8 protein-coding genes and 2 pseudogenes are annotated in these 14,168 nt (G+C 52.9%); 6 read left to right on the top strand and 4 right to left on the bottom strand.

Annotation, left to right across the window (positions count from 1 at the left end; genetic code table 11):
* The first annotated feature begins 31 nt into the window (after window positions 1–31).
* Window positions 32–961, top strand: coding sequence for a DNA replication terminus site-binding protein (tus, locus tag ACL2XM_RS09195; protein ID WP_413728408.1), 930 nt, complete (start codon window positions 32–34; stop codon window positions 959–961).
* Between the two features lie 165 nt (window positions 962–1,126).
* Here the strand turns inward: tus and fumC are convergent, their stop codons facing one another.
* A complete protein-coding gene (fumC, locus tag ACL2XM_RS09190; RefSeq protein ID WP_410015062.1) occupies window positions 1,127–2,524 on the bottom strand; it encodes a class II fumarate hydratase in 1,398 nt (465 codons plus the stop codon).
* A 181-nt stretch (window positions 2,525–2,705) separates the two neighbouring features.
* Between fumC and manA the strand changes: the two genes are divergently transcribed.
* The 3 genes and pseudogenes from manA to ACL2XM_RS09175 all read left to right on the top strand — a co-directional run.
* The gene (gene manA / locus ACL2XM_RS09185) at window positions 2,706–3,881 is read left to right on the top strand and encodes a mannose-6-phosphate isomerase (protein WP_410015061.1); all 1,176 of its coding nucleotides are present in this window, start codon (window positions 2,706–2,708) and stop codon (window positions 3,879–3,881) included.
* Window positions 3,882–4,016: 135 nt separating this feature from the next.
* Window positions 4,017–5,534 carry a YdgA family protein gene (locus ACL2XM_RS09180; RefSeq protein ID WP_413732765.1) on the top strand — a complete coding sequence of 506 codons (1,518 nt, stop codon included), beginning with the start codon at window positions 4,017–4,019 and terminating at the stop codon, window positions 5,532–5,534.
* 89 nt (window positions 5,535–5,623) lie between these two features.
* Window positions 5,624–6,163 (top strand): annotated as a pseudogene (locus ACL2XM_RS09175) (adenosine deaminase family protein); the annotation flags it as partial.
* A 232-nt stretch (window positions 6,164–6,395) separates the two neighbouring features.
* On the opposite strand, the gene ACL2XM_RS09170 reads toward ACL2XM_RS09175, so the two are convergent.
* The 3 genes from ACL2XM_RS09170 to ACL2XM_RS09160 form a co-directional block, all read right to left on the bottom strand.
* Window positions 6,396–8,078: a S8 family serine peptidase gene (locus ACL2XM_RS09170; protein ID WP_413732763.1), complete on the bottom strand. Its 1,683-nt coding sequence runs from the start codon at window positions 8,076–8,078 to the stop codon at window positions 6,396–6,398.
* Window positions 8,079–8,380: 302 nt separating this feature from the next.
* Window positions 8,381–10,132: a S8 family serine peptidase gene (locus tag ACL2XM_RS09165; protein WP_413722881.1), complete on the bottom strand. Its 1,752-nt coding sequence runs from the start codon at window positions 10,130–10,132 to the stop codon at window positions 8,381–8,383.
* Window positions 10,133–10,261: 129 nt separating this feature from the next.
* Window positions 10,262–12,025, bottom strand: coding sequence for a S8 family serine peptidase (locus ACL2XM_RS09160; RefSeq protein WP_413722882.1), 1,764 nt, complete (start codon window positions 12,023–12,025; stop codon window positions 10,262–10,264).
* 337 nt (window positions 12,026–12,362) lie between these two features.
* On the opposite strand from ACL2XM_RS09160, the pseudogene ACL2XM_RS09155 reads away from it, so the two are divergent.
* Window positions 12,363–12,902 (top strand): annotated as a pseudogene (locus ACL2XM_RS09155) (YdgA family protein); the annotation flags it as partial.
* Window positions 12,903–13,132: 230 nt separating this feature from the next.
* On the top strand, window positions 13,133–14,128 hold the full coding sequence (gene add / locus ACL2XM_RS09150) for an adenosine deaminase (RefSeq protein ID WP_413722883.1): 996 nt from the start codon (window positions 13,133–13,135) through the stop codon (window positions 14,126–14,128).
* Window positions 14,129–14,168: the final 40 nt, after the last annotated feature.

Here is a 14,168-nt window from a genome sequence, read left to right as displayed (position 1 = left end):
ATGTATGTTGTAACTAAATGGTCACCTTAATATGCCCGCGCTAGACTTGATCGACCGACTTAATCAACATTTTAACCAGCTACAGGCCCACTTAACCGAGTGGCAGGGGATGATGGGCGGATTTCGCTTGCTTGCCGGGCGGGTCTTTGAGTTGCCAGAGGTTCCAAAAGGCAAAGAGCATGAGGATACGGCGCAGATAAAGGTTACCCAGCTCGTGGGCGCCCAGGCTGGCACCCTGGGGCTGGCGCACTTCCAGCGCATGTTTATCTATCATCAAAAACAGGACACCAGCGCCAAGTCGGCCATTCGCCTGCCGGGCGTGCTCTGCTTTTCCGTCGACGACGCGCAGTATCATGCGGCGCAGGCGCTCACCGCCGCGATAAACCAGCTAAAAGCCGAACTGACGCATCTGATCACGGTAGAGTCGCAACTGCCGCCCGAACTGCGCTTTGAATTTGTCCATACCCACCTGCGTGGTTTAAAAACCCTCAGCGCCTACCGCGCGCTGCAAACAGTGACCGACCCGGCAAGCGTTCGCTTCGGCTGGGCCAATAAACAGATTATCAAGAACCTGACGCGCCAGGAGGTGCTGGCCATGCTGCAAAAAAGCCTGGAAGCCGGGCGGGCGGTACCGCCTTATGATAAAACGCAATGGGCCGAACGCATCCGGCAGGAGATCGACGCGGTCAGTAAATTGCCTCCCGACATTGCGCTCAAGATAAAAAGACCGGTCAAGGTTCAGCCTATTGCCAGGGTTTGGTATCAGGACAGCCAGCGGCAGGTGCAGTACGCCTGCCCTTCCCCGCTGATAGTGTTATGCCGGCAGTCGTCAGGCGCGCCGGTGCCGAAGCTGGGTGGCTTGCTGGATTACAACCGCGAGGGGGTACGCCATAAGCACAAGCCGCCGGGGCTGCCCGCGCGTCTGCTCATTAAACGATTGCACCTGTACGTGGCGTCCTGATGCCCATCGGGCAATAGGCAACGACATGAAGGGAAACAGGGCGCGCTGACGGCGTCGAGTCGATAAGCAAAGCGCCGCCCAAAAGCGGCGCTCGACAGGACGCGGGCGCAGTAATTATCGCCGCGCCCCGTTACGCGGTGGAGAAACCGCAGCGGCCCAGGCCCATCAGCTTTTCAGCGACCCCACCATATCTTCCGGTCGCACCCATTGATCAAACTCATCGGCGCTCAAATAGCCCAGCTTAAGCGCCGACGCTTTCAGCGTCAGTCCTTCTTTATGGGCTTTTTTAGCAATTTCCGCCGCTTTGTCATAACCGATATGGGTATTCAGCGCGGTCACCAGCATCAGCGATTCGTTTAGCAACTGGTCAATACGCTCCCGGTTGGGCTCGATGCCCACGGCGCAATGATGGTTGAAACTGTCCATGCCGTCGGCCAGCAGGCGTACCGATTGCAGAAAATTATGGATAATCATCGGCCGGTAAACATTCAGCTCAAAATTGCCGGACGCGCCGCCGATATTGATTGCCGCGTCATTGCCCAATACCTGGCAACACAGCATGGTCATGGCTTCGCATTGGGTCGGGTTGACCTTGCCCGGCATAATGGAACTGCCCGGCTCGTTTTCGGGGATGCTGATTTCGCCGATGCCGCAGCGCGGGCCGGACGCCAGCCAGCGGACATCGTTGGCGATTTTCATCAGCGACGCGGCCAGCCCTTTCAGCGCGCCGTGGCCATGGACCAGCGCGTCGCAGGTGGCCAGCGCTTCGAATTTATTCGGCGCGGTCACAAAAGGCTGTTGGGTCAACTCCGCCAGCGCCTTGGCGACACGCACCGCATATTCGGGATGGGTGTTCAGCCCGGTGCCCACCGCGGTGCCGCCCAGCGCCAGTTCGGCCAGATGGGGCACGCTGTGTTCGATATGGGTGAGATTATGATCGAGCATGGCGACCCAGCCGGAAATTTCCTGTCCCAGCGTCAGGGGGGTGGCATCCTGCAAATGGGTACGGCCGATTTTCACGATAGTGGCGAAGGCGGCTGATTTTTGCGCGAGCGTCGCGCGCAACGTCTTCAGCTGCGGGATTAAATGTTCGCGCAGCGCCACAACGGCGGCCACGTGCATGGCGGTGGGAAACACGTCATTGGAGCTTTGACTCTTATTGACATCGTCATTGGGATGCACCAGGCGGCCTTCGCCGCGCTCTCCGCCCAGCAGCTCGCTGGCGCGGTTCGCCAGCACCTCGTTCATATTCATATTGCTTTGCGTGCCGGAACCGGTTTGCCAGATGGCCAGGGGAAACTCCAGCGGGTGGCTGCCGGCCAAGACCTCATCCGCCGCGCGGATAATGGCGTCGGCGCGCTCAGCGGGCAGTAAACCTAAATCTTTATTCACCGCTGCGGCGGCGCGCTTGGTTTGCGCCAGCGCAGCGATAAGCGCGGGCGGCATTTTTTCACTGGAAATGCGGAAATGTTCAAGGGAACGCTGCGTTTGCGCCCCCCATAAGCGCTCCGACGGCACCTCGATCGGGCCCATGGAATCTTTTTCTATGCGGGTTGCTGCCATTTTTCCTCCTGGTATTCTTCCTAAAGATCAATATCCTGCCCGTGCGCGATGCCACGAGGACGGGACATCGATAGTCTGTCTTTGCTAGACTGACATTGATAGTATAGCGCCGAAGAAAAGCTTACCATTATGCGACCGCCTCGCGTTATCACATTTAGGCTTCACCAAGGGCAGTAAATCCATGAAAAAAATGATCAACTCGGTACAGCATTATGCCTGGGGCAGTAAAGACGCCCTCACCCGCCTGTATGGCATCGCCAACCCGGGCCAGCAGCCGATGGCCGAGCTGTGGATGGGCGCGCACCCCAAAAGCAGTTCGCGTATCAGCGACGATCGGGGCAACGAGATTTCCTTACGGGACTACATAGCGCAACAGCCCGAGGCGACGCTCGGCGCGGCGGTTGCCCGGCGTTTTGGCGAGCTGCCGTTCCTGTTCAAGGTCCTGTGCGCGCGGGAACCGTTGTCCATTCAGGTTCATCCCAGCAAATCCGCGGCTGAACGCGGTTTTGCCCTGGAGAACGATCGTGGCGTCCCTCTTGACGCCGGCAATCGTAATTACAAGGATCCCAACCATAAACCGGAACTGGTCTTTGCACTGACGCCGTTCCAGGCGATGAACGGATTTCGCGAGATGACCGCCATCGTCTCCCTGCTGCAGCCGGTGGCGGGCGCTCATCCCGCCATTGCGCATTTTTTGCAACATCCCGATGAAACACATCTGGCGCAGCTGTTCGGCGATTTGCTCAGCATGGCCGGCGAGGAAAAATCCCTGGCCCTCGATGTGTTGAAAAGCACCCTTGGCCATCAGCACGGCGAACCCTGGGCGACCATCGGCAACATAGCGGCAGAGTATCCTGAGGACTGCGGCTTATTTTCGCCGCTGCTGTTAAATGTCATCACCCTGCAACCGGGCCAGGCTATGTTTCTTTATGCCGAAACGCCCCACGCCTATCTGCGCGGCGAAGCGCTGGAGGTGATGGCCAATTCCGACAATGTTCTGCGTGCCGGCCTTACCCCTAAGTATATCGACGTGCCTGAACTGCTGGCCAACGTACAGTTTATCGCCAAGCCCGAGAACCAACTGCTGGCCCGGCCGGTGGCGGAAAACGGCGCCCTGCGTTTCCCAATCCCGGTGGAAGATTTCGCCTTTGCGCTGCACAACCTGTCTTCCAAGGCCCAGGCACTGGCCCAGGACAGCGCCGCCATCGTCTTCTGCGTCGACGGGCAGGCGGTGCTGGAAAAAGACGGCCGGCAACTGACGCTGAAACCGGGTGAATCCGCGTTTCTGGCAGCCGGCGATTCACCGGTCAATGCCAGCGGCAATGGCCGTCTTGCCCGGGTTTACAACGAACTGTGACAACACAGCCCACGCATTGGCCGGCAGTTGCTATTATTAGAACCATATACACGTGGCGGCAACAGAGTATTTTGCCTGCGCCCCGGGGCGGTCAGTCAATCTGGAACAGGAAATTATAATAAGGATGAACCAAGCATGAAAAAAACACTTATAGCGGTTGGCGTGATTATTGTCCTCGGCGCGGCCTGGACCGCAAGCGCATGGTATACCGGCAAACAGTTCGAGCAGCGCCTGCCTACGGTGGTCGCCGACGCCAATGCCCGTATCAAGGCGGCGTTCCCCGAAGCCGGCGTCAACCTGGTTATCGAAGACTACCAGCGCCGTCTGTTCTCCAGCCACGTTAACCTGGTGCTGGTATCCGACGGCACCACCGGCGAAAACAAACCCCTGAAACCCGGCGATCGCCTGGTGGTCAACGAAGCCATCGACCATGGCCCGTTCCCGTTCGCCGAGTTAAAAAAAGGCGTGCTGATCCCCAGTATGGCCTCGGTACGCAGCCAATTGGCCGCGACGCCGCTGGTTAAACCGCTGCTTGACGCCAGCAAGGGACAGTCGCCGGTCACCGCCCTGACCCGGGTGGCGTATAACGGCGATACGGTATCGGTTATCGATGTGATGGCCCTGGATTTTAACAGCCCCGCCACCGTATTCCGCACCAGCGGCGGGACGTTTAACGCCGCGATAGACCATGACATGGACAAGATGTCGGTCGACGGCAGTATCGCCAGCCTGTTGATCGGCGGCCTGAACCAGTGGCAACAGCATGAGCAGGTTACCGTGCAGGAGTTCAGCCTCGACAGCAGCACCCATAAAGGCAAGCTGGATTACAGCGTCGGCGACAATACCATGAAGGCCAAGACGCTGGTGTACAATGTCGACGGCAAGGACATGCTCAGCGTCGATAACCTGTCGCAGGTGACCAGCGTTAACGAGGAGGCGGATAAGCTCAATGCGCAGGTGGCCTATAACCTGGATGCGCTGCATGTGCAGGGGCAGAATTTCGGCGCCGGCAAGCTGGTTATCAAGCTGTCGAATCTTGATCCGAAAGCGATCGCCGATTTCAGCGAAAAATATCATGCCCAGGCGCAGCAGATCATGCAACAGACCGGCCAGGCCGATCCGGCGACTCAGCAGCAGTTGATAAGCCAGGCGCTGTTCCAGAACCTGCCGCTGGCGCTGAAAGGCAGCCCGTACCTGACCATTGCGCCGTTCAGCTGGAAAAACAGCAAAGGAGAAAGCGCGTTTAACCTGACGCTCAATCTTAACGACCCGTCCCAAGCTCCCACCACGCCGGCGACGCCGGATCAGCTGTGGGCGCGGTTTGTCAACAAGCTGGATGCCAAGCTGACCGTGCCGCTGGACATGGCCACCGAAACCACCACCCAGTTCGCCAGACTCCAGGGCTATAACGACGAGGATGCCCAAAAACTGGCTAAACAGCAGGTACAAGAACTGGCGGCCATGGGCCAGATGTTTAAACTGACCACCGTCAGCGATAATACCCTGACCAGCAGCTTTCAATATGCCGATAACCAGGTCAACCTGAACGGCCAAAAAATGTCGCTGCAAAGCTTTATGGGCCTGTTCGGCCTGTTCGGTTTACCGGAAGGCGAAACCCCACCAGTCCAGCCGCAGGCGATACCGCAACCTTAAACCTTTCAGCCTGATGACCGCCCCGGCGCCGGGGCGGTCTGTTTAAGACGTTACCCTCCCTATCCGCCGCGCCGCGGGCGCGATCCTATTTGGAGGCCTTCCTGGCCTGCCGCGACGGTATCACCGCGCTGGATCTGGCCGGCGATGAACTGGGGTTTCCCGGCAGCCTGTTCCTGAGCCATTTCACCCGCGCCCGCGACGCCGGGTTGCACATTACCGTGCACGCCGGAGAGGCCGCGGGTCCCGAGAGCATCTGGCAGGCCATTCATGAACTGGGGGCGGAGCGTATCGGCCACCGTGTAAAGGCCATTGAAGATCCGGCGCTGATGGATTTTCTGGCGCAACATCGCATCGGTATAGAAAGCTGCCTGACGTCCAATGTGCAGACCAGTACCGTGCGCTCGCTTGAAGAGCACCCGTTAAAGCAGTTTCTTGAACATGGCATTCTCGCCACCATCAATTCGGACGATCCGGCGGTACAGGGTATTGATATCGATTATGAGTATCGAGTGGCCGCGCCGCGGGCCGGCCTTAACCCACAGCAGATCCAGACCGCCCGGCGCAACGGTTTGGTTATTGCTTTTTTAAACACAGCCGAAAAACAAGCGATTTTAAACCGCAACGGGTAAACCATAGCTTGACCACCCGACCATAAGCAACTTGCCTGCAGGTGCTTATGGTAATATCTGAATGATTGATATCTATAATTGAATAATCGAGCATTATATCCATGACGGTGACACTTAATTACTTATAAGTTGTTATGTGTTATTTAGCGATATTAATCAATAACATCTGAAATTCTCACTAAACAATGATATGTTTCACTAATGTTTTTTAGACGCTCGTGATTATGCTTTATTATGGGATTCTCGTCCATAACGTTACCGCCAGCTGCGGTTGCCAGCCGATATTGGAAACATGGCGTGACCTGCAGACATAGTTTAATCCCAAATGGCTGACCCTGTCGCCCACTTCATATTGTACCCCTACCCGCCACAAGGGATATTGCGGCGGCGGCGGGCCGGCGATTTCATCCACCCGCGCCAGCGCGGCGGCGACGTTCGGCCGTACGCCGATATCTTGTCCATTCGCCTCCCGACCGCCGGTCTGGGTAATAATCTCGAATATTTGCCGCGCATTAAACGTAAGGTGGTGCCTGGTGCGCGCATAGCCCAGCACCAACGCCAAAGCGCCCGTCACCAGGGGCGTCGCGCTGGAAGTGCCGTTAAATGCAGAGGTGTAAAGCCGGTTAGGCGGGTCAAAATTCTGCAGATCCCCCCATCCTAGTGTAGTGACATTCCACCCCCAGGAGTTAAGGGTGGAGTAAAGATTATAATTCGAAAAAGAAGTCCTCCGGCCGGTCTCTGGGTAGCTGGCGCCAATCATAAACCCGCCGCTATCGCCAAAATCATTAAACAAAGGATGGTTCCTGACGCTTACCCCTCCGTTACCGGCGGCAAAAGCCACCGTCGCGCCGGCGCGCACGCACCAGTTTATCCGGTCCCACCATTCGATGACTAATACCATAGGGAATGGAATTGAATCACCCACCGAAAGATTGATGCCGATCACATCACCAGGTGATAAATCCCCCATGATCCGGTCCAGGCTGTGAATATCGTTATAATGGAAAAAGAATCGGCAACCGAAGGCAATGCCCGTCACGCCAAAACCGTTATTGGCGGCGACGATACATCCGGCCCCCGCGGTACCATGCTCCCTATTACCCTCCGGACGATTGGAATTTACGGTGATATTACCGATTAAATCTTCATGCTGGGGATTGACGCCAGAACCCATATACCTGACGGTGGCGCCATTGCCGGTGGCTCCCCTGGCCCAGGCATTCCTGACATTCATGCCGTTCCCCGGATTCAGGTAGCCTTGCAGCGGCGTGAAATCGGGCGTCGGACCATTCAAGGGAGTATCAAATGACGGGTCCTTGTCGCCGTACCAAGGTGCCGGCAGATGGGGCGAGGCATGGCGCGCTTCGTCATAAGGGCGCGGACCGTCGTCGTCGGGCCGCGGCGCAAATTTATTTTTACTTGCAAGCGCGCAATATTCCACATAGTCCAGGCATTCAAGCTCCTGCGCCAACGCCAGTAGTTCGTCATTGCAGAGTTCGCTATCAATCCGGTAGAAATTTCGCAATTCATTATAGATTGGCGATAATTTTCTTTTTTTATTTATCATCTCCCGGTCAAAACAGGGCAGGAAATGAATACATTTCCGATATTTATAAAATAATACGGCATTATGTTTTTTTTCCTCGAAAAGCTGTTTTTTTCCTTTATCATAAAACTTAATTTCTATATAGTTATCCACACCCTCGATAATTTTCAGCTTGCCTTTCGGGTTGTTGATTTCCCGTTTTTGCGGCTGAGGTTGCCAGTGGCACTCCGGGACAATAATAGGGTCTGTCCATAATACACCGCACTTATCGTACCCCGATAAGACTTCAGCGGAAATCCTGTATTCCGACGGAAAAGGGATGCTGAAGCCGACCAGTTCATCGCCTTCGGCCTCCTTGTTATCTATCATGCCATCCAGCCCATATAGGGTAAATTTCACTTTACATTCGGGCGCCGCACCTTCACAGCGAATATAGAGAGGGCCTTCAGGGGAATAAGCCCTGTAGTATTCGATAGTCAAACCCATGATTGTCACCTACATAAATTTATTGGATCTTAATCGGTTTTGGGCGTAAACACGGCATTTCCTCCCGGCCAGCACCGACATTTGGATATAAACACATTTCATTTGTCATGATTCTGATCTATTTAAGTCCAAGATCAATTTCCTACATTCACTAATATTTTTTAGACGTTCGTGATTGTGTTTTATTATGGGATTCTCGTCCATAACGTTACCGCCAGCTGCGGTTGCCACCCGATATTGGAAACATGGCGTGACCTGCAGACATAGTTTAATCCCAAATGACTGACCCTGTCGCCCACTTCATATTGTACACCTACCCGCCACGGGGGATATTCAGGCTCTGGGGGCGGCGTTCCGCCACCGGCCATTTCATCTACCAACTCCAGGGCGGCGGTGACGTTAGGCCGGACACCAATACCTTGTCCTTCCCCCTCCCGTCCGCCGGTAAGGGTGACGATTCTGAACATTTCAGCGGCGTTTAATGGACGATAAAGCCGGCGTATGGCATAACCTTGAACTACCGTTAAAGCTCCGCACACTAAAGGCGTGGCGCTGGAAGTGGCGCTAAAGGTAGCGGTATAAGTGCGGTTCGGCGGATCGAAATTTTGTAAGTCACCCCATCCGATCGTAACAACACTATCACCCCAGGAATTTAGCATTGAATAAAGATTGAAATTACTGCTATGTCTAATCAGACCAGAGTGTGAGTCAGCACTGCAAATCATAATACCGCCACTGTCGCCAAAATTATTAAATTGAGGAAATTGACGGAGATTGAGCCCGCCGTTACCCGCGGCAAATACCACCACCGCCCCGGCCCGGGTACATAAATCTATCCGATCCCACCAAGATGCCAGATGTACCATGGGCAACAAGAAACCATTGATGTTAAATTGATTATTTATAATGATCAAATCACCCGCCGATAATTCCACTAAAATGCGGTCCAGATTTTCTATACCGGTATCATGAAAAATCAATTTGCAGCCATAGGCTATACCTGTTATGCCAAAACCATTGTTGATACCCCTAACGGCGCCTACTCCCGCAGACCCATGATTCCGGGCACCTGGACGATTGGAATTTACAGTGATATTACCTATTAAATCTTCGTGCTCTTGATAAACACCAAACCCCATATATCGTACTGTCGCGCCAACGCCGAATGCCCCCCGGCTCCAGGCATTTCTGACATTCATACCCAACCCAGGATCCAAATACCTTTGCAATGGCGTAAAATCAGGCGTCTGTCCAATAAAGGGCGCTTGCGGTTCATAGCATTGGTGTTCAATATTATCAGGCGGTGGCGGGTATTTGTTTTTACTTAACAAACAGCAATATTCAACATAATCCAGGCTCTCCAACTCCTGGGCTAATGCCAGTAGTTGGTAATTATCGAGATTAATCTTTAGTCGGTAAAAATTACGCAGCTCATTATAAATAGGTAACAAACAACATTTTTTATCGATTTGATTTTTATCAAAACAGGGTATGAAATCCAGATGCCGTCTATATCTATAAAAAAGCGGTATCTTATACGATCTTTCCTCAAATATCTGTATTATTCCGCCATCATAAAATTTAACCTCAATGTAATTATCCTCTCCTGGAAAAATATCAAGATTACCTTTCAGACTTTTAATATCCAGTGTTTTTTCACATTGCCGCTCGCGGAAATCGGGAATATCGATAGGGTTAGTCCACAATAAGCAGCACGCATCGTCTCCCTGGCTAATTTCAGCGGAAATTTTATACCATGAGGGAAACGGCACGGTAAAACGCGCCTGTTCATCTCCGTTGGCCTCTTTTTTACAAATAATATTGTCCTGCTCATACAGGCTAAATACCACCTTAGCCCCCGATTCAGCACCTTTACATCGAATAGAAATAGTTCTTTCAGGAAGATCTTCAGTTGAATAATTGAGCATTATATTCATGACGGTGCCCCTTAATCACTTATAAGTTGTTATGTATTATTTGGAAAGATTAATCAGTAATATCTGAAATTCTCACCAAATAATGATATGTTTTACTAATCTTTTTTAGACGTTCGTGATTATGTTTTATTATGGGATTCTCGTCCATAATGTTACCGCCAGCTGCGGTTGCCAGCCGACGTTGGAAACATGGCGTGACCTGCAGATATAGTTCAACCCCAAATGACTGACCCTGTCACCCACTTCATATTGTACACCTACCCGCCACAAGGGATATTCTGGCGGCGGTGGCGTCGGCTCGCCCGGTCCTAACAGGTAGTCCACATATTCCAGTGCGGCATGCACATTAGGTCTGGGACCAATTAAATCAGCTTCGCCTTCACGATGGCCCGTCACGCGGATAATCTGATACAGTTGGTCGCCACTAAAAATCACATGATAAGCCGATTTTGCATAGGATTGGATAAGGGCCAGAACGCCCGCGATTTGGGGGGCCGAGGCGGAGGTGCCGCCATAATTGGCGGTATAAGTCCGGTTGGGATGACCCAGGTTGAGCAAATCGCCCTCGCCGGTGGTAGCGACATCCATTCCCCAGGCGGCAATCATCCGGGTGAAATTGTAATTTGAGAACTCCAGCCGCCTCCTGTTGTCTGGATGACTGGCGGTGGCGAGGATAACGCCGCTATCGCCAAAATTATTAAATTCGACCGATTGGCTCAGATCTAATCCTCCATTGCCGGAGAGTAGCACCACCACTACACCGCTGCTTACCAGCAAACGATACATACTCCACCAGGCTTGATGGTGCACCAACGGTAAAGCTGAATAATCCCAGCCTAAAGAGGCAGTAACAATATCCCCCGGAAGGGCATCACGTACAATCTTTTCAAAATCGGTGAATGTATTTATGTAGGCAAACAAGCGACAGTCGTAAGCGATCCCCATCATGCCGATCCCGTTATTGCTGGCGGCGATAACGCCGGCCGACCATGTGCCGTGATCTCTATTCTCATATGAATTGTTAACGACGGTAATATTACCGATCAAATCTTCATGGTCCGGCCATACGCCGGTATCCTGCATATGTACCGACACGCCACGTCCGGTAACATTCCTGGCCCATGCCGCCCTGACGCTCATGCCTCTTGTCGTATTGTCAAGATACCCCTGGTGCTGGGTCAAATTCGGCGTCACATTAGCAATATCAACTTCCTGCGGGTATGTCTCCCATTCAGAGGGTAACGATTCCGACGTCGGATCGCCCGATAAGCTGCAGTATTCCACATAATCCAGCCGTTCAATTTCTTGCGCCAGCTGCAGTAAATCATCATTTACCAGGTTTTGCCGCACCCGATAAAGTTCACGCAATTTTTTGCTCAACGGGAATTTTTTTATGATACCGCTTAGCGTTTTTTTATCAAAACAAGGCGCGAAATCAATATAACGCCTGGCTTTGAAAAACAAAGGAACGTTATGCCTGGCTTCACACTGAAGTTTTTTATATCCACCTGGATAAAATTGTATTATAAAATCCTGTCTACCCTCTGAGGTTATTTTCAGCTTGCCTTTTATGTCTGTCATATCTTCAATTTTGCAATTTGTCGGCGGTAGAAAATTCGAGGAGGGCAATGTGGAGATTATGTCAGAACATAGCTCAACATCCTGTCCATTAGACAATTTTAATTGAGCATGTAAATAATAGTCGCAACCTGATGTAAGCTTAAAAGTCACCAACTCATCGCCATAAGCTTTCTTTTTTATAGAAAAATGCTCTTTTTCTTTTCCTTCGAATAAGGTGTAGATTATATCAAAATCAGACTCTTCACCAATGCATCGCGCATAAATATTGCCATCTGAAGCATTGTTTCTAAAGTAATCTAATTTTATATTCATAACAACCCTCTACGGTTTCTCACAGGATTATGTTATTTAAAATAGACGATATAGCGAAATGCCAGTGTAAAATGACATACAAAATGTAATAGACATCACCGATTAATTTATAATAGCCACCATTTTCCATACAGGCAATTGCCTATTTTAACTGGTATCATCCTATGTCTTGATACGGTTTATCTCATTAATACACTGAGTTAATGGAATGACATCCAGTTTTGACAAAGCTTGCCCCCTCTACTTTGCTAAAAATTGGCAATCTTGACCACAGAGTAAAGGCAGCATCCAACCTATATCGGTGGTTATTATAAAAACTTAGAAAAAATAACGGCATTTAGATCCTGCGACTCAGCAGCAGTTGATAAGCCAGGCGCTGTTCCAGAACCTGCCGCTGGCGCTGAAAGGCAGCCCGTACCTGACCATTGCGCCGTTCAGCTGGAAAAACAGCAAAGGAGAAAGCGCGTTTAACCTGACGCTCAATCTTAACGACCCGTCCCAGGCTCCCGCCACGCCGGCGACGCCGGATCAGCTGTGGGCGCGGTTTGTCAACAAGCTGGATGCCAAGCTGACCGTGCCGCTGGACATGGCCACCGAAACCACCACCCAGTTCGCCAGACTCCAGGGCTATAACGACGAGGATGCCCAAAAACTGGCTAAACAGCAGGTACAAGAACTGGCGGCCATGGGCCAGATGTTTAAACTGACCACCGTCAGCGATAATACCCTGACCAGCAGCTTTCAATATGCCGATAACCAGGTCAACCTGAACGGCCAAAAAATGTCGCTGCAAAGCTTTATGGGCCTGTTCGGCCTGTTCGGTTTACCGGAAGGCGAAACCCCACCAGTCCAGCCGCAGGCGATACCGCAACCTTAAACCTTTCAGCCTGATGACCGCCCCGGCGCCGGGGCGGTCTGTTTAAGACGTTACCCTCCCTATCCGCCGCGCCGCGGGCGCGATCCTATTCTTTTGCGCACGCTGCATTCCTCAATGTCTCCGTTTGTTCCTGAAGCGTAATCCCACCCAGGCCGGCTAACCAATCTCTGCTAACTCTTCGCAAACACGTTATAATCAGGCTATATTTCACCAGAATAAGACTGTTGCCGATGATTGATAAACACCTTCCCCTGACCGATCTCCATCGCCACCTTGACGGCAATATCCGTGCGCAAACCATCCTCGATCTGGGCCGCCAATTCGGCATGGCGTTGCCGGCCGATAATCTAGAGGATCTGCGGGCGCATGTGCAGGTCACCCAAACCGAGCCGGATCTGGTCAGTTTCCTGCAAAAGCTGGACTGGGGCGTGGCGGTGCTGGGTTCGCTGGAGGCTTGCCGCCGCGTGGCCTATGAAAACGTCGAGGATGCCGTCCGGGTGGGGCTGGATTATACCGAATTGCGCTTCTCACCTTATTATATGGCGATGAAACACCAGTTGCCGTTGCAAGGGGTGGTTGAAGCGGTTATCGCGGGAGTCAGCGACGGCTGCCGTGATTTTGGCACCCAAGCCAGGCTGATTGGCATCATGAGCCGCACCTTTGGCGAAGACGCCTGTTTGCAAGAACTGGAGGCCCTTCTCGCCTGCCGCGACGGTATCACGGCGCTGGATCTGGCCGGCGATGAGCTGGGTTTCCCCGGCAGCCTGTTCCTGAGCCATTTCACCCGCGCCCGCGACGCCGGGCTGCGCATTACCGTGCACGCCGGCGAGGCCGCGGGTCCCGAGAGCATTTGGCAGGCCATTCATGAACTGGGCGCGGAGCGTATCGGCCACGGCGTAAAGGCCATTGAGGATCCGGCGCTGATGGATTTTCTTGCGCTGCATCGCATCGGTATAGAGAGCTGCCTGACGTCCAATGTGCAGACCAGCACCGTGCGCGCGCTGGGAGAACACCCGTTAAAGCAATTCCTTGAGCACGGGATCCTCGCCACCATTAACTCGGACGATCCGGCGGTCCAGGGTATCGATATTGATTATGAATACCGGGTGGCGGCGCCGCAGGCCGGGCTGACCCCAAGCCAAATACAGACCGCCCGGCGCAACGGTCTGGAGATTGCTTTTTTAAACGCGACGGAAAAAAAGTTGCTCCTTGACAAGGTACGTTGAAACTACAGCCCTAGCCCTAGCCTTGGCATTGGCATGGTTT

It is taken from the genome of Sodalis sp. RH20, from assembly GCF_047324205.1.
Taxonomy (GTDB): Bacteria; Pseudomonadota; Gammaproteobacteria; order Enterobacterales; family Enterobacteriaceae; genus Acerihabitans.
Note: the sequence above shows the minus strand (reverse complement) of the source record. Positions and strands in the feature narration are given on the sequence as shown.